The sequence below is a fragment of the Streptomyces sirii genome (assembly GCF_045690365.1).
In the GTDB taxonomy this organism is placed as follows: domain Bacteria; phylum Actinomycetota; class Actinomycetes; order Streptomycetales; family Streptomycetaceae; genus Streptomyces; species Streptomyces sirii.
In genome coordinates this window covers 8,270,422-8,289,793 of sequence record NZ_CP147982.1, presented here as the reverse complement: position 1 = coordinate 8,289,793, position 19,372 = coordinate 8,270,422, and the positions used below count along the sequence as shown (strand labels likewise).

General features: G+C 73.2%; 16 protein-coding genes. 11 read left to right on the top strand and 5 right to left on the bottom strand.

What is annotated here, in order from left to right:
* Positions 1–57 precede the first annotated feature (57 nt).
* Positions 58–1,308 (top strand): FAD-dependent oxidoreductase, encoded by a 1,251-nt coding sequence (locus tag WAB15_RS36755; RefSeq protein WP_407288953.1) that lies wholly within the window; start codon positions 58–60, stop codon positions 1,306–1,308.
* Here WAB15_RS36755 and WAB15_RS36750 read toward each other — a convergent pair.
* On the bottom strand, positions 1,277–1,900 hold the full coding sequence (locus WAB15_RS36750; RefSeq protein ID WP_399147253.1) for a TetR/AcrR family transcriptional regulator: 624 nt from the start codon (positions 1,898–1,900) through the stop codon (positions 1,277–1,279). The genes WAB15_RS36755 and WAB15_RS36750 overlap by 32 nt on opposite strands.
* A 192-nt stretch (positions 1,901–2,092) precedes the next feature.
* Here WAB15_RS36750 and WAB15_RS36745 point away from each other — a divergent pair, with 192 nt between their 5' ends.
* From WAB15_RS36745 to mug, 3 genes are all read left to right on the top strand, one after another.
* Complete coding sequence (locus WAB15_RS36745; RefSeq protein ID WP_399147254.1) at positions 2,093–2,929, top strand: SGNH/GDSL hydrolase family protein; 837 nt, start codon at positions 2,093–2,095, stop codon at positions 2,927–2,929.
* Between the two features lie 152 nt (positions 2,930–3,081).
* Positions 3,082–4,515 carry an adenylosuccinate lyase gene (gene purB / locus WAB15_RS36740; RefSeq protein ID WP_407289355.1) on the top strand — a complete coding sequence of 478 codons (1,434 nt, stop codon included), beginning with the start codon at positions 3,082–3,084 and terminating at the stop codon, positions 4,513–4,515.
* Between the two features lie 10 nt (positions 4,516–4,525).
* Entirely contained in the window at positions 4,526–5,107 is a 582-nt protein-coding gene (gene mug / locus WAB15_RS36735) for a G/U mismatch-specific DNA glycosylase (protein ID WP_407288952.1), read from the top strand.
* A 275-nt stretch (positions 5,108–5,382) separates the two neighbouring features.
* Here mug and WAB15_RS36730 read toward each other — a convergent pair whose 3' ends face one another.
* Both WAB15_RS36730 and WAB15_RS36725 read right to left on the bottom strand, forming a co-directional pair.
* On the bottom strand, positions 5,383–6,117 hold the full coding sequence (locus WAB15_RS36730; RefSeq protein WP_399147278.1) for an ABC transporter permease: 735 nt from the start codon (positions 6,115–6,117) through the stop codon (positions 5,383–5,385).
* Between the two features lie 4 nt (positions 6,118–6,121).
* Positions 6,122–7,051 (bottom strand): ATP-binding cassette domain-containing protein, encoded by a 930-nt coding sequence (locus tag WAB15_RS36725; protein ID WP_407288951.1) that lies wholly within the window; start codon positions 7,049–7,051, stop codon positions 6,122–6,124.
* 107 nt (positions 7,052–7,158) lie between these two features.
* On the opposite strand from WAB15_RS36725, the gene WAB15_RS36720 reads away from it, so the two are divergent.
* From WAB15_RS36720 to WAB15_RS36710, 3 genes are all read left to right on the top strand, one after another.
* Positions 7,159–8,397: a sensor histidine kinase gene (locus tag WAB15_RS36720; RefSeq protein WP_407288950.1), complete on the top strand. Its 1,239-nt coding sequence runs from the start codon at positions 7,159–7,161 to the stop codon at positions 8,395–8,397.
* Between the two features lie 4 nt (positions 8,398–8,401).
* A complete protein-coding gene (locus WAB15_RS36715; RefSeq protein WP_407288949.1) occupies positions 8,402–9,052 on the top strand; it encodes a response regulator in 651 nt (216 codons plus the stop codon).
* Between the two features lie 88 nt (positions 9,053–9,140).
* Complete coding sequence (locus WAB15_RS36710) at positions 9,141–10,298, top strand: ROK family transcriptional regulator (RefSeq protein ID WP_399147282.1); 1,158 nt, start codon at positions 9,141–9,143, stop codon at positions 10,296–10,298.
* Between the two features lie 83 nt (positions 10,299–10,381).
* Here the strand turns inward: WAB15_RS36710 and WAB15_RS36705 are convergent, their stop codons facing one another.
* Positions 10,382–11,128 (bottom strand): GntR family transcriptional regulator, encoded by a 747-nt coding sequence (locus tag WAB15_RS36705; protein WP_407288948.1) that lies wholly within the window; start codon positions 11,126–11,128, stop codon positions 10,382–10,384.
* Between the two features lie 430 nt (positions 11,129–11,558).
* Positions 11,559–12,443 (bottom strand): RNA polymerase sigma-70 factor, encoded by an 885-nt coding sequence (locus WAB15_RS36700; protein ID WP_407288947.1) that lies wholly within the window; start codon positions 12,441–12,443, stop codon positions 11,559–11,561.
* Positions 12,444–12,771: 328 nt separating this feature from the next.
* Between WAB15_RS36700 and WAB15_RS36695 the strand changes: the two genes are divergently transcribed.
* The 4 genes from WAB15_RS36695 to WAB15_RS36680 all read left to right on the top strand — a co-directional run bounded on the left by WAB15_RS36695 (position 12,772) and on the right by WAB15_RS36680 (position 19,368).
* Positions 12,772–14,346, top strand: coding sequence for an alkaline phosphatase D family protein (locus tag WAB15_RS36695; RefSeq protein ID WP_407288946.1), 1,575 nt, complete (start codon positions 12,772–12,774; stop codon positions 14,344–14,346).
* A gap of 84 nt (positions 14,347–14,430) precedes the next feature.
* Entirely contained in the window at positions 14,431–15,828 is a 1,398-nt protein-coding gene (locus WAB15_RS36690) for a GNAT family N-acetyltransferase (protein ID WP_407288945.1), read from the top strand.
* A 335-nt stretch (positions 15,829–16,163) separates the two neighbouring features.
* Positions 16,164–17,858: a DUF885 domain-containing protein gene (locus WAB15_RS36685; protein ID WP_399147287.1), complete on the top strand. Its 1,695-nt coding sequence runs from the start codon at positions 16,164–16,166 to the stop codon at positions 17,856–17,858.
* Positions 17,859–17,937: 79 nt separating this feature from the next.
* Positions 17,938–19,368 carry a GNAT family N-acetyltransferase gene (locus tag WAB15_RS36680; RefSeq protein ID WP_407288944.1) on the top strand — a complete coding sequence of 477 codons (1,431 nt, stop codon included), beginning with the start codon at positions 17,938–17,940 and terminating at the stop codon, positions 19,366–19,368.
* The last annotated feature ends 4 nt before the right edge of the window (positions 19,369–19,372 follow it).

Sequence of the window (19,372 nt, the reverse complement as noted above, 5' to 3'; positions counted from 1 at the left end):
ACCGATCGGTTAGATTGCTGACCGATCGGTTACAGGCGCGTTGAGGGGGGCATGCACATGGACCGCACCACCTGCTGCATCGTGGGCGGGGGACCGGCCGGAATGATGCTGGGACTGCTGCTGGCCAGGGCCGGCGTCGAGGTGACCGTCCTGGAGAAGCACGGGGACTTCCTGCGCGACTTCCGCGGCGACACCATCCACCCGTCGACCCTGCGGCTACTGGACGAGCTGGGCCTCGGGGAGGCGTTCGCGCGGCTGCCGTTCGCCAAGCTGGCCGAGATGCGGGCGCGGATCGGCGGCACGACGGTCGTGATGGGCGATCTGCGGCGCATCCCGGGCCGGCACAAGTACATCGCCATGGTGCCGCAGTGGGACTTCCTCGACCTGCTCGCGGGCGCGGGCGCCGAGGAGCCGGGCTTCACCCTGCGGATGCGCACCGAGGTCACCGGACTGCGCACCGACGGCGGCCGGGTGACCGGGGTGCGGTTCACCGACGAGCACGGGGCGCCCGGCGAGCTGACCGCGGATCTGACGGTCGCCTGCGACGGACGGGACTCGGTGGTGCGTCAAGCGGCCGGGCTGCGGCAGCAGCAGTTCGAGGTGCCAATGGACGTCTGGCAGGTGCGCGTGGACGCCCCCGCCGACGGCCTCAAGGACGGACGGGTCTTCGCCCGCTTCGGCGGCGGCCAGGCGGCCGTCACCATGGACCGCGGCACGTACTACCAGACCTCCTACCTGATCGAGAAGGGCCGGGACGCCGAGCTGCGCGCCCACGACGTCCAGTGGCTGCGGGACCGGCTGGGCGCGCTGTTCGACTGGGACGAGGAGGTGACCGGTGCCATCCGCTCCTGGGACGACGTCAAGCTGCTGGAGGTGACGTTCGGCCGACTGCGGCGCTGGCACCGGCCGGGGCTGCTGTGCATCGGGGACGCCGCGCACACCATGTCGCCGGTCGGGGGCGTCGGGGTCAATCTGGCGCTGCAGGACGCGGTCGCCGCGGCCCGGATCCTGGCGGAGCCGCTGCGCCGGGGCCGGGTCGGGGTGGCGGAGCTGGCTCGGGTGCAGCGGCGGCGGGAGCTGCCGATGGCGGTGGTGCAGAGGTCCCAGCGGGCCGAGCACACGATGATCCGCTCCGCGCTGGCCGGCACGCTCGACGGCGACCGCCTGCCGGTGCCGATGCGGCTGCTGCGGTGGGTGCCGCCGCTGCGGACCGTGACCGGCTATCTGGGCGGAATCGGCGTCCGCCCCGAGCGCGCGCCCGCCTTCGCCCGGCGGATCAGTCCCGCCGCTCGATCGCGTGGAGCGTGAACTCCACCAGCTCCGCCGCGGCGGCGTCCAGGTCGATCTCCGGGTGGACCAGCCAGTGGGCGATCACCCCGTCGATCGCCCCACCGATCGCCAGCGCGATGGTCGGAGCGTGGAACTCCCGCAGCACACCCGCCTGCTGACCCTCCGTCAGCATGACGGCCAGGGTCTGCCAGCGGTCGTTGGTGTCGTGCGAGCCCGGCGTCTTGAGGCGGGTGCCTCCCTCGTCGTCGAGCAGCATCTCGGTGATCACGCGGACATGGCGGCGATTGGCCTGCTGATAGCCGATCATCGCCCGCACATAGGCGATGACCGCTTCGCGGGGGCCGGGTGCCTGCGCCAGCCGCTCGGTGACATAGGCACCGAACTCCCCCATCACCTGCTCCAGCGCCGCCCGGGTCAGGTTGTCCTTGGAGGAGAAGTGGTAGAGCACCGCGGCCTTGGACAGCCCGGCCCGCTCGGCGATCGCCGACAGCGAGGTCGCGGGGTAGCCGCGGGTGGAGACCAGATCGATGGTGGCCTCGATGAGCTGCTGCCGCCGGGCCCGCTCGGTGAACGTCAGCGCGTCGGGGCCGTCGCCCCGGCGGGGAGTCATCGCGCGTCCACCTGTCCCTTTCCTGGGTGTTCGGAGCATCTCAGACCGTACACCGCGGCCGGCCCGGTACGGCCGGGGGAGCTGAGGCCTGTGCCGGAAGTCCCACCTGCACCCCTCCGGGCGGACGACGGGACCTCCCACACGGGCCCTGGGCATACCGCTCGGTATGCCGGGCGGTAGGATCTCCCCGCCATGGAGACAAATGCCCCCTACACCAGTTTCGTCGCGGTCGGCGACAGCTTCACCGAGGGAATGTCGGACGGCCTGCCGGACGGCTCCTACCGCGGCTGGGCCGATCTGCTCGCCGCCCGGCTGGCGGCCCGCACCCCCGACTTCCGCTACGCCAACCTCGCGGTGCGCGGCAAGCTCATCGGGCAGATCGCCGACGAGCAGTGCGGGCCGGCCGCCTCGATGGGCGCGGACCTGGTGACCCTGGTCGGCGGCCTCAACGACGTGCTGCGGCCGCGCTGCGATGTGGCGGAGGTGTGCGCCACGCTGGAGAACGCGGCCGGGCTGCTGGCCAGGGGCGGCGGGCAGCTGGTGCTGATGCGCAGTCCGGGTCGGCGGGGTCCGGTGCTGGAGCGCTTCCGGCCGCGCATGGAGCGGCTGTTCGCGCGGATCGACGAGCTGGCCGCGCGGCACGGCGCGGTGGTCGTGGACCTGTACGCGTCGCGGGCGCTGGCCGATCCGCGGCTGTGGGCGGACGACCGGCTCCATCTGAACGCCGAGGGACACCGCCGGGTGGCGGAGGCCGTCTGGCAGGCGCTCGGCCTGCCGCCCGTATCGGACTGGGACACTCCGCTGCCGGCCGCCGCACCGCCGGGCTGGCGCGCACGGCGTACCGCGGATCTGCGGTTCGCCCGGGAGCATCTGGGTCCCTGGATAGGCCGTCGGCTGACCGGCCGGTCCTCAGGGGACGACCGGACCGGCGCCCATTTCGACGCCGAACTGGGCCAGGCCTTCTGGGTCACCCCCGAGGACCACGCGAACCCCGGTCCGGTGTCGGGCTGGCGAGGAGTGGGGACGTAACCCGGAGCCCCGCCCGGGGGCCGATCCGGCCGTACGTGCACCTGCGGCCACGTGGCAGGTGAGCCCCCGGCGTGCCGCTTGGAGGAAAACACAGCCGGGACCGGGGCGCTGGCCTGCGCGAACCGCCAGTAGACTCTCACCACGTGACTGCTGTGTCTGCGAAGCCTCGCATCCCCAATGTCCTGGCCGGCCGCTATGCCTCTACGGAGCTGGCCGTGCTGTGGTCCCCCGAGTACAAGGTCAAGCTGGAGCGGAAGCTGTGGCTCGCCGTGCTGCGTGCGCAGAAGGACCTGGGGGTGGAGGTCCCCGAGCAGGCGCTGGCCGACTACGAGCGGGTCCTGGAGACCGTCGACCTGGCCTCGATCGCCGAGCGCGAGAAGGTCACCCGGCACGACGTCAAGGCCCGCATCGAGGAGTTCAACGCCCTCGCCGGCCATGAGCAGGTCCACAAGGGCATGACCTCCCGCGATCTGACGGAGAACGTCGAGCAGCTGCAGGTGCGGCTGTCGCTGGAGCTGATGCGGGACCGTACGGTCGCCGTGCTGGCGCGCCTGGGCTCGCTGGCGGCCCAGCACGCCGAGCTGGTGATGGCGGGCCGCTCGCACAACGTCGCCGCGCAGGCCACGACGCTGGGCAAGCGCTTCGCGACCGCGGCGGACGAGCTGCTGGCGGCCTTCGCCCGGCTGGAGGACCTGCTCTCCCGCTACCCGCTGCGCGGCATCAAGGGCCCGGTGGGCACCGCCCAGGACATGCTCGACCTGCTCGGCGGCGACGCGACCAAGCTCGCCGAGCTGGAGCAGCGGATCGCCGCGCACCTCGGCTTCGGCCGGGCCTTCACCTCCGTCGGCCAGGTCTACCCGCGCTCCCTGGACTACGACGTGGTCACCGCACTGGTGCAGCTGGCCGCCGCTCCGTCGTCGATCGCCAAGACCATTCGCCTGATGGCCGGCCACGAGCTGGTGACCGAGGGCTTCAAGCCCGGCCAGGTCGGCTCCTCGGCGATGCCGCACAAGATGAACACCCGCTCCTGCGAGCGCGTCAACGGCCTGATGGTCATCCTGCGCGGCTACGCCTCGATGGCCGGTGAGCTCTCCGGCGACCAGTGGAACGAGGGCGACGTCTCCTGTTCCGTGGTGCGCCGCGTCGCGCTGCCGGACTCCTTCTTCGCGCTGGACGGCCTGTTGGAGACCTTCCTGACCGTCCTCGACGAGTTCGGTGCCTTCCCCGCCGTCGTCGCCCGTGAGCTGGACCGCTATCTGCCCTTCCTCGCCACGACGAAGGTGCTGATGGGTGCCGTGCGCGCCGGTGTGGGCCGCGAGGAGGCCCACGAGGCGATCAAGGAGAACGCGGTCGCCTCGGCGCTGGCCATGCGCGAGCAGGGCGCCGAGCGCAACGAACTGCTCGACAAGCTGGCCGCGGACGCCCGGATCCCGCTGGACAAGGCGCAGCTGGACGCGCTGATGGCGGACAAGCTCTCCTTCACGGGTGCGGCGGCCGACCAGGTGGCGTCCGTCGTCTCCCGGATCGAGGAGATCGCCAAGCAGCACCCGGAAGCCGCGGCGTACGCGCCGGGCGCGATCCTCTGACGCGACCGCCGTGCGCTTCACCCCCGAAGAGCTGGCAGCCGCTCGCGACCGCCTCGTCCCGGACGTGGCCGCGAGCGGCCTGCGCGTGCTCTTCTGCGGGATCAACCCCGGTCTGATGTCGGCGGCGACGGGCCACCACTTCGCCCGACCCGGCAACCGCTTCTGGCCGGTGCTGCACGCCTCGGGCTTCACCCCCCGCCAGTTCAAGCCCGCCGAGCAGGACGAGCTGCTGGCGCACGGCCTCGGCATCACCAATGTCGTGGCCCGGGCGACCGCCAAGGCCGACGAGCTGACCGCGGCGGAGTACCGCGAGGGCGGCCGGCTGCTGGCCGAGAAGGTCGCCCGGCTGCGGCCGCGCTGGCTCGCCGTCGCCGGGGTCACGGCCTATCGCGTCGCCTTCGACGACAAGCACGCCGTGATCGGGCCGCAGGAGCGCACCCTGGGCGGCACCCGCATCTGGGCGCTGCCCAACCCCAGCGGCCTGAACGCCCACTGGACGCTGCAGACGATGGCGGAGGAGTACGGGCGGCTGCGGGCGGCGGCCTTCGCGCCGGACGACCCGGCCGACAACGAGCCCTCGGCCGCCCTCTAACCGGCCGGCGACGAGTCCGCGGGCGCCCGCTAGGGCCCGCACGCCGCCTCCCCCACCGCGACCAGCAGCTGGAACGGCAGTTCGCGGTCTCCCTGTCCGCGCTGACCCGCAGATCGGCTATGTGGAAGCCCGGACCGCTCTCGACCAGGCCGGAGCGGGTCCGCTGCGCGGGGAACGCCCGCAGGCGCAACGCGTCGATCGTGGTCAGCTGCTCGTCAAGCGTCATGCCGTCAGTAAACCTGCCGGGTCTGACAATTGACGTTCCCTCGCGGCGCTCAGACGTCCCGGCGCAGCAGCGACCACAGCCCGGCCGCCGCCGCGAGCGCCGCCCACCCGGCCAGTACCGCGATGCCGGGCCACGGCCCCAGCGCACCCTCGGGCGCCAGATGCAGAATCTGCTGCCCCGCCCGGTCGGGCAGGAACTGGCCCACCTCCCTGGTGGCCTTCAGCGAGCCGAGCATCGGGCCGAGGGAGAGGAAGAACGGGATGAGGAGGCTCAGCGCGCCGACGGGGCTGCGCAGCAGCGTGCCGATGCCGGCGGAGAACACCGCGAGCAGCCCGAAGTAGATCCCGCAGCCGACGGCCGACCGCAGCACGCCGGGCGACCCTAGGGACACCCCCTCGTCGCCGAGGAGCGCCTGTCCCCCGGCGACCGAAGCGAACCCGGCGACCAGCCCGACCGCGAGCGCGAGTGAGCCCACGGTGACGAGCTTGCCCGCGTACAGCAGCCCGCGTCGCGGGACCGCGGCCAGCGAGACCCGGATGGAGCCGCTGGACCACTCCCCCGCGACCGTGAGCACGCCGAAGACGATGGCCCCGAACTGCCCGATGTTCAGCCCGAAGTAGGCGTTGAACACCGGGTCGAAGTGCGCATCGCCGCCGTCGTAGCCGGAGCAGACGACGAAGCCGATCGCGACGGTCACCACCAGGAGCACGGCGAGGCTGTACGACAGGGAGCGCAGCGAGCGGATCTTCGTCCACTCGGAGCGGAGGACGGCGGTGAACTGCATGGCGTCAGACCTCCTGAGTCTGCGGGGCGGCGGAGACGAATTCGGTGGCTTCGGCGGTCAGCCGCAGGTAGGCCTCCTCCAACGAGGTCGCCTCGTCGGCGAGTTCGAGGAGCGCAATGCCATGCCGGGCGGCCAGCGCGCCGATGTCGGAGGGGTCGGCGCCCTCGACGAGCCAGCCCCCCGAGCCGTCCGGCGCCGCCTCCCAGCCGACCCGGGCCAGTTCGGCACGGAGCCGGGCCCCGTCGGTCGTCCGCACCCGCACCCGCCGTCCGGCGTGCTCGCGCAGGAAGTCGTCCATGGCGGTGTCGGCGAGCAGCCGGCCGCGTCCCAGCACGATCAGGTGGTCGGCGGTGAGCGCGGTCTCGGTCATCAGATGGCTGGAGATCAGCACCGTACGGCCGTCGGCGGCCAGGCGCTTGAGGAGCGTACGGATCCAGACGATCCCCTCCGCGTCGAGTCCATTGGCGGGCTCGTCCAGCATCAGCACGGCGGGGTCGCCGAGCAGCGCGGCCGCGATGCCGAGCCGCTGCCGCATCCCGAGGGAGAAGCTCCGCACCCGTCTGCGCGCCGCGGCCGACAGCCCGGTCTCGTCCAGCACCTGCGCCACCCGCCGGGCGGGGATGCGGTTGCTGTGTGCGAGCGCGAGCAGATGGTCGCGGGCGCGGCGGCCCCCATGGGCGGCGCCGGCGTCGAGCATCGCCCCCACGTGCCGCAGGGGGTCCGCCAGCTCCCGGAACGTCCGGCCGCCCACGGTGGCGGTCCCCGAGGTGGGGTGGTCCAGGCCGACGACCATCCTCATGGTGGTGGACTTGCCGGCTCCGTTGGGGCCGAGGAACCCGGTGACCCGGCCCGGCTCCACCCGGAAGGTGAGGTCGTCCACGGCCCGCACGGCGCCGTAGACCTTCGTCAGCTGTTGCACTTCGATCGCGGTCATGCCTCCAGGCTGGCGTCCTCCTCGGGCCTCTGACCTCCCCCGCCGCGGTGAACGCTTCCCCCGCTCGGGGGAGGTGGGATGTCAGTGGCCGCTGGCACGATGACGGGGTGTCCCTATCCCTCGCGGCCATCCGCCGCCCCCTGTTCAAGCCGCTCCTCCGGCCCGTCACGTACAGCCGTTGGCTGCATCTGCTGACCGGCTGCGTGGCCGGGGTCCTGATGGGGTTTCTGCGCAGCGGGACGTTCCGGCCGGGCCATGGCGGGCCGTGGCTGTCGTTCGCGGTATTACCCGTGCCGATCCTTCTGCTGGCCGCGCTGGTGCCCGCGGTCCGGCGCATCGAGGGCCTGCAGGCCCAGCTGCTGCTGATTCCCGGCCGGTCCGGCACCGGCGAGCGCGGCTCCCAGATCGCCACCTCACCGTCGGCCACCTGGCCCGACCGCGGCCGTACGGCCGTATGGCTGCTGCTCCGGCTCGAAGCCGGTGTGGCGATGACGGCCCTGACCCTCCAATTGCCCGCGCTGACCGTGGTGTTGGCCCGGGCCGCCATGGGACACGCCACGGGCGTCACCGGCTGGCCTTCGATCGACACCCCCCGCTGGTGGTACGGCCTGCTCGCGCCGCTCCCCCTCGTGGTGCTGCTGACCGTCGTCGTCGGGGCGGGCGCGCTGATGACCGGTGCTGCACGGCTGCTGCTGGGCCCCTCGGCGGCCGAGCGGCTGGCCGCGCTCGAAGCCCGTACGGAGCGCATCCTGGAACACAACCGGCTGGCCCAGGAGTTGCACGATTCGGTCGGGCATGCGCTGACCGTCACGGTGATACAGGCGGGCGCGGCCCGCGCCGCAGGTTCGCCCGAGTTCACCGACCGGGCGCTGGCCGCCATCGAGGACACCGGCCGCCAGGCGCTCGCCGACCTGGAGCGGGCGCTGCGGCTGCTCCGCGAGGACGCTCCCAGGCCCGCCGACCGGCCATCGCTCACCGATGCCGACCGCCTGCTGGAGTCGGCGCGGGCGGCCGGGGCGGCGGTCCGCGCCGAGGTGACCGGCCCGCTGGAGGCCCTGCCCGGACCGGTGTCACGGGAGGGCTACCGCATGGTGCAGGAGGCGCTGACCAATGTGCTGCGGCACGCGGGCCCGGTGCCGGTGTCGGTGCGGATAGCGGCCGACGCCGACGCGCTGGAGCTGGAGATACGCAACGGCTTACCCGCCGCGTCGGAGTCGAGCGGCGGCGGCCGCGGTCTGCGCGGTATCCGCGAACGGGCCACGCTCCTCGGCGGCGAGGCCGAAACCGGGCCGGAAGGCGACGAATGGCGGGTCCACGCCCGTCTCCCACTGCGCCGATTAGGGTGATCCCGTGCCGATATCCGTACTCCTCGTCGATGACGAACCGCTGGTCCGGGCCGGTCTGCGGGCCATCCTGGAAGCCCAACCCGATATCGAGGTGGCCGGCGAGGCGGCCGACGGCGCCTCCGTGGTCCCGATGGTGCGCCAGCTGCGGCCGGACGTGATCGCCATGGACGTACGGATGCCGCTGCTGGACGGCATCGAGGCGACCCGTGCGGTACTCCGCTCGGTGGCCGAGCCGCCCCGGATCCTCGTCGTGACCACCTTCGAGGACGACGACTACGTCTACGAGGCCCTGCGAGCCGGCGCGGACGGCTTCCTGCTCAAGCGCGCCCGGCCCGCCGAGATCGTGCACGCGGTGCGGCTCGTCGCCGAGGGCGGCTCGCTGCTGCTGCCGGCGACGCTGCGCACCATGGCGGCCGGCCGCAGCAACGCACGGGCCCGGGCGGACTTCGAGCGGGCCGCGCTCACCGAACGGGAGCGGCAGGTGCTGCGGCTGATGTCCCGGGGCCTGTCGAACGCGGAGATCGCCGGGGAGCTCGTCCTGGGCGCGGAGACCATCAAGACCCACGTCAGCGCGGTGCTGGGGAAACTGGGGGCCCGGGACCGCACGCAGGCGGTCATCGCGGCGTACGAATCGGGGTTCGTCGCGCCCGGCTGACCGCGGCGGGCGCCCCGTCCGGGGCTCGCCGCACACCTTCTGACCGGCTACGATCCGCCACAAACGGACAGAGCGAGGGAGACGGACGTTGGGGCGGCTCACCGGCGGGGACCCCTCCCTGTTGCGACGGATCAACTCCGCGGTGGTGCTGCATGCGCTGCGCGCCGCGGACTCCGCCACGCTCACCCACCTCGTCCAGGTGACGGGCCTGTCCCGGCCGACGGTCGAGGGCGTGGTCGAGGGACTCATCGAGACCGGGCTGGTGGTCGAGGCGCCCGCCGAGGAGGGCGAGGCCCGCCGCCAGGGGCGTCCGGCCCGCCGGTTCCGGTTCCGTACCGAGGCCGGGCATCTGCTGGGCGTCGAGATCGGCCCGCATCGCGTCTCGGCCCTGCTGTCCGACCTGAGCGGACGGGTGCTGGACACCGCGCAGCGCCCGGTCCTGGAGACGGCGTCGGCCGACGAGCGGCTGGAGCGGGTCCGATCCGTGGTGGCCGAACTGCTGCGCCGCACGGGCGTGGCGCGCGGTTCGCTGCGGGCCGTCGGTGTGGCCACCCCCGGCATCGTGGAGGCGGACGGCACCGTACGGCTGGGCACCGCGCTGCCGGGCTGGACGGGACTGCCGCTGGGCGAGCGGCTGCGGCGGTCGTTCCGCTGCCCGGTGCTGGTCGAGAACGACGCCAACGCCGCCGCGGTCGCCGAGCACTGGCAGGGTGCGGCGGCCGGCTCGGACGACGTCGTGTTCGTCCTTGCCGGGCTCAGCCCGGGAGCGGGCTCGCTGATCGGCGGCCGGCTGCACCGCGGGTTCGGCGGGGCCGCCGGGGAGATCGGCGCGCTGCATCTGCTGGGGCGCGAGGCGACGCCGGAGAAGCTGCTGTCGACGACCGGTGAGCCGCTGCACCCTCTGGACGAGGCGCAGGTCGCCGCGGTCTTCGCGGCGGCGCGGGACGGCGACGCGGGGGCCCGGGACGCCGTTGACCGCTTCATCCGGCGGCTGGTGCACGATGTCGCGGCCCTGGTGCTGGCGCTCGATCCGGAGCTGGTCGTGATCGGCGGTTGGGCGGCGGGCCTGGCCGGTGTACTGGAGCCGCTGCGCGGGGAGTTGGCGCGCTACTGTCTGCGCCCTCCGCAGGTGGCGCTCTCCCTGCTGGGCGAGGCCGCGATCGCCACCGGTGCGCTGCGGCTGGCCCTGGACCATGTGGAGGGCGAGCTCTTCGCGGTGGAGGGCACGGCGACCGCCCGCCGTTGAGCCTCTCGGGGCCCCGAAACGCGGTGGCCCGCACCGGAACCGAGCATCCGGTGCGGGCACCTTGAGAGCACAGGGCCGACGGCTCAGCCCGCCAGCAGCGACACCTCGTCGCTCGCGCCGAAGGTCAGCCGGCAGGTGTCCGCGCGGTACGTCGACACCGCGACGGCGGTGGTCCGTCCTCCGGAGACATAGCGGGTCGTCACGACGAGTACGGGCGCGCCGGGCAGCCGGTCCAGCTGGCGGGCGTCCTCCGCGCGGGCCGAGCCGAGCTCCACCGTGCGGTCCTGGCCCTCCAGCTCCAGTTCCTGCAACTCGTGCAGCACGGCGCGGGCGCGGGCCGGGGCGCTGCGCACGGGCCCCTCGGTGTGGCCGGGCACCGCGGCCGACGGCACGTACAGCAGCTCGGCGGCGACGGGCTGGCCGTTGGTGACCCGGGTGCGGCGCACGATGTGCACCTGCTCTCCGGGGACGGTCTGCAGCAGGCGGGCCACGGCGGCCGGGACGGTGTCGCTCTGTGTGGCGTCGACCGGCTGCCAGTCGTCGCCGGAGGCGCCGGGCCAGGTGTGGCGGGCGGGGGCGACGGCGACGCCGACGCGCGGCGGTGCGACGGTGGTGCCCACACCGCGGCGGCGCTGCAGCCTGCCCTCCAGCTCCAGCTGTTCGAGCGCCTGCCGAAGCGTGGCTCGGGCGACGCCGAACCGCGCCGCCAGCTCACGCTCGTTGGGCAGAATCTCGCCGACCGCGAACTCCGAGTCCAGCGCATCGCTGAGCACGGTCTTGAGGTGCCAGTACTTCGGCTCCGGCACCGTTTCGAGTTGCGTGGTCCCCACCCTGTCCTCCGCACTGGCCGTTGCCCTCGCAGGGCAGCGCCCCCATGGAACCCGGGCCCGCACACGGGCCCCTACGGATGCCGGCCCGCACGCGCCCCCGTTTATGAGCGCTTCTTTATTAAAGGTTGTTGCAGTATCCCGACGATATGACCGCCCCCACCCTTGGTCAAGACCAATCCCGTATGCGTTTCGCGGCCCGGTGCACGACGTGCCGTAGCGAAGAGGGGCGCCCCCTCGGGCGCCGAGGAAGGCGCGACCTGGCACCCCGTCACCTCGTACGCACCGAAATCCCCGTACGCACCGAACCCACGCCTCGTCACGCACCGCACCCGTCGGGCGGGCGAAGGCGCAGGGGACCACCGGGCACGGCGGGCCCGGCCGGCGGCATGCCGGTGCCGTCCGGCCCGCGGCCCGCTCTACCGGTGGCGGCTCAACCCGCCGCGAGTGCCCCGAGCTTGTCCGGGTTGCGCACGATGTAGACCGTCTGGACCCGGCCGTCCCGGATGCCGAGCTGGATGACGGAGTCCGGCACGTCGCCCTGGCGCACCAACATCGCGATGCCGCCGTTGAGTTCGGTGAAGGTGTACTCCAGGCCTGCCGGTGCGGCTCCGGCGACAGCGACGAGGAAGCGGGCGATCTTGTCCGCGGACTCGATGACCCGCAGCGGCGCCTTGGCCTTCCCTCCGCTGTCCCCGACCAGCCGGGCGTCCGCCGCCAGCATGCCGAGCAGCCCCTCCAGGTCGTCGCCGGCCGCCGCGGCCATGAACCGCTCGGTCAGGTCGCGCTGGCGCACGGGGTCGACCTCGAAGCGCGGTTTGCCCTCCTCCACGTGCCGCCGGGCCCGGCCCGCCAGCTGGCGCACCGCGGCCTCACTGCGGTCCAGGGCTTCGGCGATCTCCGCGTAGGGATAGCCGAAGGCCTCGCGCAGCACGAACACCGCGCGCTCCAGCGGGGAGAGCGACTCCATGGTGACGAGCACGGCGAGGGTGACGGACTCGGCGAACACCGTGCGCTCCGCGCTGTCCGGTGTGGTGCCGCCGAAGTCGGTCGCCAGGGGTTCCGGCAGCCAGGGCCCCACATACGACTCGCGCCGCGACTGGGCCTGCCGGAGCCGGTCGATGGCCAGCCGGGTGGTGATGCGTACGAGGAAGGCGCGCGGCTCGCGCACCCCCGACTGGTCCGCGCCCGACCAGCGCAACCAGGCGTCCTGGACCACGTCCTCGGCGTCGGCCACCCGGCCGAGCATGCGGTAGGCCACCCCGAACAGGACGGGGCGGTGTTCCTCGAAGACGTCGGTCGCGGATTCCTTCAGCACCCCTCCATCCCACCGGGCCGCACCCGCGTTGTCCAGCGGAAACGGCGGAGTGCGACGGGCGCCACCTTGTCGGCGGGCCGGCGCCGGATCGGCTGCCCCCAGGAGACGGTTCGGGCGCCCCGTGCGGGACGGGGGTGGCTCCGGGGGTCCAGGTGCCGTAAACGTTCCGGTGGTGTCCTGGCGATCGGCCGGTGGTGTTGCGACGATGAGCCGGGCCCGGCGCGGGACCGGTGAACACCATTCTGTTCACCGGCCGTTCCGCTGCGGGGCACCAGGCAGCGATACCAACGGGTCATCAGCAAGCTCGGTGACGGTATGGAGGTTTGACATGGCGCAGGGATCCGGTGGCGGCTTCGGACGGCGGTCGCTGCTGCAGGGCACGGCTGCGGGTTCCGCGGCGCTGGCACTGCCCGTGCTCTCCTGTGCCGCGCCGTCGCAGGCCCGCGGCGGGCGGCCGAGCGCCGACTGGGGCGTCCAGGTGGGGGACGTGACCACGTCCTCGGGGCTGGTGTGGGTGCGATCGAACCGGCCGGCCCGGATGGTGGTGCAGACCGCGGCGACCGAGTCGTTCCGCAACGCCAGGACGTGGCGCGGCCCGGTGATCGGAGCGGGCACGGACTTCACCGGCGTCACCTCGCTGCACGGCCTGCCGCCGGGCGAGCAGGTCCACTACCGGGTGCTGCTGGCCGACCCGGACGACCCCCGGCGCACCGGCGAACCGGTCTCCGGCACCTTCCGCACCGCGCCCGCCCACCGCCGCGAGGACGTCCGCTTCCACTGGTCGGGGGACCTCGCGGGCCAGGGCTGGGGCATCAACCCGGACCGCGGTGGCTACCGCATCTACGAGGAGATGCGGCGCCGGAATCCGGACTTCTTCCTGTGCAGCGGCGACAACATCTACGCGGACAACCCGATCACCGAGAAGGTGACCCTGCCGGACGGCCGGATCTGGCGGAATGTGACCACCGAGGAGAAGGCCAAGGTCGCCGAGACGCTCGCCGAGTTCCGGGGCGCGTTCCGCTACAACCTGCTGGACGACAATCTGCGCCGGTTCAACGCGCAGGTGCCGACGATCACCCAGTGGGACGACCACGAGGTGCACAACAACTGGTACCCGGGGCAGCTGCTCGACGACGACCGCTACACGGAGAAGGACGCTGATGTGCTCTCCGCGCGGTCGCTGCGCGCCTTCAGCGAGTACTTCCCCGTCCGTACGCTGCGGCCCGACCAGGGTGGCCGGGTCTACCGCGTGGTGCATCACGGGCCGCTGCTCGATGTGTTCGTGCTCGACATGCGCCGCTACCGCAACGCCAACTCGCCGGGCCGGCAGACCGACGACCAGCAGGGCATCTTGGGGGCCGAGCAGCTGCGCTGGCTCAAGCGGGAGCTGTCCCGCTCGCAGGCGGTGTGGAAGGTGATCGCCTCCGATATGCCGTTGGGCCTGGTCGTCCCCGACGGCAAGACGAACTTCGAGGCGGTGGCGCAGGGCGATCCCGGCGCCCCCCTGGGGCGCGAGCTGCAGCTGGCCGAGCTGCTGCGGCACATCAAGCACGCCCGGATCACCGGCACCGTATGGCTGACGACGGACGTCCACTACACGTCGGCGCAGCACTACGCGCCGGAGCGGGCGGCGTTCAAGGACTTCGAGCCGTTCTGGGAGTTCGTGTCGGGGCCGCTGAACGCGGGCGGGTTCCAGGCGCTGAAGCTCGATGGAACTTTCGGGCCCACCCAGCCGTTCATCAAGGCGCCGGACCGTGCCAACACCTCCCCTGCGGAGACTCCGCAGAACTTCGGCGAGATCGACATCGACGGGGGGAGCGGGGAGCTGACGGTGCGGCTGCGTCAGGAGGGCGGCGAAGTGTTGTTCAGCAAGGTGCTCCAACCGGGACGGGTAGGACAGTAGAGGCCAATGCGCCGATTGCGTCTTTTACTCGTCGGACACAAGGTGTTGGTGATCAGGCAACACCGGTCGGCAAGGCTTGTGTGCATGACTGAAGCTTCCTCTGCCCATTCCTCCCGCCGCCATCACTGGCGCCGGGACGTCGTCGAGCTGGCCGCGCTGTTCACGGCCGTGGCGGTGGCCGACGCCGTCGCCAACACCGTCGCGCACGGCCCGTCGGGCCCGGTGCTGCTGTGCGCCGCGGCGGTGGCCCTGCTCGCCACGGCCGGATTCCACGTCTGGTGGACACGACGCCACGAAAGCGCCCCACCACCAACCGATACCGGCGCCACGGCGCCGTCCCTCGCCGATCCGGCTCCCCGGGCCGGCCGTGAGGAGACGACGCTGTGGCGGATGCGGACCACGGTCCGTGACGAACCGGGCAGCCTGGCCGCGCTGTGCACGGCGCTGGCCGCGCAGCAGGTGGACATACTCAGCCTGCAGACCCACCCGCTATCCGAGGGCACGGTCGACGAGTTCCTGCTGCGCGCGCCCGGCTCGCTGGCGCCCGGCGAGCTGACCCGTACGGTGGCCGGCGCGGGCGGCACCCACAGCTGGCTGGAGCGCGCCGATGCGCACGACCTCGTCGACGGGCCGACCCGGATGCTGGGCCTGGCGACCCGTACGGCCCTCGACTCCGCCGAACTCCCCCTGGCGCTGCGCCAGTTGCTGGGGCGCTGCACGATCCATTCGGTCCCCGCGCGCTCGCTGACCGGTCAGCCGCTCGCCGAGCAGGTGCCCGCGGAAGGTGTTTTGGAGGAGCACGTGATGAAGTTCCGCGACCCCTCCGGGGGCTCGCTCACCATTGAAAGGCCGCAATTGCCGTTCACGCCCACGGAGTTCGCGCGGGTCCGGGCGCTGGTCGAGCTGGACGCCAGGCTCGGCCAGCGGGTGCCCCGGCGGCGCGATGTGCTGACGCTGCCGGAGGGCAACGAGATAACGGTCCGTCGCGCCGACACCTCCGACCTGGCCGCGGCGCGCGAGATGCACGACCGCTGCTCGACGCGGACGCTCGCGCTGCGCTACCACGGTCCGGTCGGTGACGCGGACCGCTACCTCAGGCATCTGCTGAGCCCGCGGTTCGGCCGCACCCTGGCCGTCGAGACCGCGTCCGGCCGGCTGGTGGCGCTCGGCCATCTGCTGTGGGACGGCGACGAGACCGAGGTCGCGCTGCTGGTCGAGGACGACTGGCAGCAGCGCGGGGTGGGCGCCGAGCTGCTGCGGCGGCTGGTGGCGATGGCGGCCGAGACCGGCTGCGAGAGCGTCTATGCGATCACGCAGGCCTCCAACACGGGAATGGTGGCGGCGATGCGCGGCCTCGGCCTGCCGTTGGACTACCAGATCGAGGAGGGCACGCTGGTGATCACCGCCCGTCCGGCGGGAGTTCCGGCCCGGCGGGAGCCCCACGAGAGCGTCCGCGTCCAGGACGGCACCGGCCGCCGCTGAGCCGGGCCCGGCGGTGATCCCTCGGACCCGCCTAGGGCCTGTGTCGGAAGTCCCGTCGTCCGCCCGCAGGGCGGGCCCCGCGGCGTCCGGTGCGTGCGATCGCAAGGCGGAGGGTCGCCCCGATACTGGGTGTATCGGGGCGTGCCCGACAACGCGGCGAGCGTGCGTGCCGGACGCCGCGGGGCAGGCGGGACTTCCGACACAGGCCCTAGCGGCCGGTCGGGCGTGGCGGCGCCCGGCCGGCCGTGTCGTATGGCAATGGCGCCGTAAAGCGACAGGAACGTCCGGCCTATTGATGGTGACGCGGCGGGGTGATCCGTACGAGGATGGCCAGCATGTCCAACACCACTACTTCCGAGGGCGGTCCGCTGCCCCGCCAGGTCGCCGACGCCCATGTCGACGCCCTCGTCGAACTGGACCCGATCACCGGGACCTTTCTCGGGATCCCCGAGAGCTCCGGCAAGCTCCCCGACTTCTCGCCGACGGGCCAGGAAGCGGTGGCCCAGCTCGCCCGTACGACGCTGGAGCGGCTCACCGAGGCCGAGGCCCGGCCGGGCGCGGACAGCCCCGCCGAGCGGATCTGCGCGCGGCTGCTGCGCGAGCGGCTGACCGCCGAGCTGGCGGTGCACGAGGCGGGCGAGGGCCTGCGCACGGTCAGCAACCTCAGCTCGCCGCTGCACCACGTGCGCGAGGTGTTCACGCTCACCCCCACCGAGACCGAGGAGCACTGGGCGGCGATCGTGCAGCGGCTGCGCGCGGTGCCCGCCGCGCTGGAGGGCTACCGCGCCGCGCTCGACGCCGGCCGCAAGCGCGACCTGCCCGCGGGTCCGCTCCAAGTCGCCACTGTCATCGGCCAGTTGGACGAGTGGATCGGCACCGACCGCAGCTGGTTCGCCGAGTTCACCGACCCGGGACCGGACGCGCTGCGCAAGGAGCTGACCGAGGCCGCTGAGGTGGCCACCGGCGCCCTGGTCGAGCTGCGCGACTGGTTCCGGGACAGCTACGCCCCGGCCATCGCGGGCGCACCGGACGTGGTGGGCCGCGAGCGCTACGCCCGCCTCGCCCGCTACTACAACGGCGCCGACCTCGACGCGGACGAGGCGTACGCGTACGGCTGGTCCGAATTCCACCGGCTGCTGGCCGAGATGGAGGCCGAGGCGGAGCGGGTGCTGCCCGGCGCGAAGACGCCGTGGGAGGCGCTGGCCTGGTGCGATGAGCACGGTGAGGCGGTCGAGGGGGTCGAGGAGACCCGGCAGTGGCTGCAGTCGCTGATGGACGAGGCCATCGAATCGCTGGACGGCACCCACTTCGAACTGGCCGAGCGGGTGCGCCGGGTGGAGTCGCGGATCGCCCCGCCCGGCAGCGCGGCCGCCCCGTACTACACCCAGCCGTCGCTGGACTTCTCCCGCCCCGGCCGTACATGGCTGCCGACGATGGGTGAGACCCGCTTCCCGGCGTACGACCTGGTCTCGACGTGGTACCACGAGGGGGTGCCGGGCCATCACCTCCAGCTGGCGCAGTGGGCCCATGTCGCCGATCGGCTCTCGCGCTACCAGACGACGGTGGGCATCGTCAGCGCCAACGCCGAGGGCTGGGCGCTGTACGCCGAGCGCCTCATGGACGAGCTGGGCTTCCTGACGAACGCCGAGCGGCGCCTGGGCTATCTGGACGCGCAGATGATGCGCGCCGTCCGCGTCATCATCGACATCGGCATGCACCTGGAACTGGAGATCCCGGCGGACTCCCCCTTCCACCCGGGCGAGCGCTGGACACCGCAGCTGGCGCACGAGTTCTTCGCGCGCCACTCCAGTCGCCCGGCCGACTTCGTCGAGAGCGAGATCATCCGCTATCAGGGCATGGCCGGTCAGGCCATCGGCTACAAGCTCGGCGAGCGGGTCTGGCTGCAGGGCCGGGAGGCGGCCCGCGCCCGGCACGGCGCGGACTTCGACCTCAAGGCCTGGCACATGGCCGCGCTGTCGCAGGGCTCGCTCGGCCTGGACGATCTGCTGAGCGAGCTGTCGGCGCTCTGACCAGGGACCTTGGGACCGGTGGCCGGTCCGTGCAGAACGGTGTTGTGGCCGGCCGCCGCCGTCCGTAGGGTCCGCTGATATGACAGTGGACCTCGCGGCGGACCGGCCGCTTCTGGTGTTCTCCGGCGATCCGCTGCGCCCGCGGCGCACGGACCCGCACTTCGCGGCCGAGGCCGCCGCGGCGCGGTCGGCCGCCGCGGCGATCGCGGTGCTCGATCATGAGGCGCTGCTCGCCGGGGACACCGACGCGGCGGTGTCCCGGGTGCCCCGCGAGGCCGGACCGGTCTGGTACCGCGGCTGGATGCTGCCGGCCGAGCGCTACGCCGCGTTGGCGGCGGCGCTCGCCGCCCGCGGCTGCCCCCTGCTGACCTCGCCCGCCGCCTACCGCACCGCCCATGAACTCCCCGGCTGGTACGACACGTTCCGCGCGCTCACCCCGCACAGCGCCTGGCTCCCCTGTGCGCCCGGCCGTCCGCCGGAGCGCGCGGCGCTGGCCGGGCTCGCCGCACCGTTCACCGCCCCGGGGCAGCGCCGTCCGCTCGTCGTCAAGGACTGGGTCAAGTCCCGTAAGCACGAGTGGGAGGCGGCGGCCTACGTCCCGGACGCGGCCGACACCGAGCGGCTGGCGGCGGTCGTCGGCCGTTTCGTCGCGCTCCAGGAGGAGTTCCTGACCGGTGGTGTGGTGCTGCGGGCCTTCGAGTCCTACGCGCGGGAGGTGGGCGAGGCACGGGTGTGGTGGGTGGACGGCGAACCGGTGCTGATCGGCCCGCACCCCGACACACCGGGGCTGCGCCCGATGCCCGATCTCGTCCAGGTGGCCCCGGCCGTACGGGAGTTGGGCGCACGCTTCGTCACCACGGATCTGGCACTGCGCGCGGACGGTGTCTGGCGGGTGGTGGAGGTCGGCGACGGCCAGGTCAGCGGGCTGCCCGCGGGCACGGACCACCGTCCGCTGTACGAGGCGCTGGTCACCACGGGCGCCGGCTACCCCCTGCGGCTCACCGAGGGCCGGGTGACGCTGCGCGCGCTGCTGCCGGCCACGGCGGCCCGGGTGGCGGACGGCGAGACGGCGGGCTTCGACTGGATCGACACCGCCCCGCCCCCGACCACCTCCAGCGGCGCCGAGATCGCCGTACGGGCCGCCGCCTCCGGTGGCTACCGCCCCGGCTGGGGCGTCTTCGTGCTCACCGACACGGCGAGCGGCACGGCGCTGGGCAGCATCGGCTTCCACGGCCCGCCGGACGACACCGGCTTCGTGGAGATCGGCTACGACCTCTCCCCGTCCGCACGCGGCGCCGGATGGGCCACCGAAGCGGCCCGGCTGCTGGCCGGCTGGGCGGCCGCCCGGCCCGAGGTACGGACGGTGTGCGCCCTGACCGAGCCGGAGAACACCCCCTCGCAGCGCGTGCTGGAGCGGGCCGGCTTCCGTTTCGTCGGGGAGCGGGAGGGACTGCGCGCCTACGAGATCGACGCGTCCGCCGAAGCACCCCAGGCCGCCCTCAACGCCTGAGGCC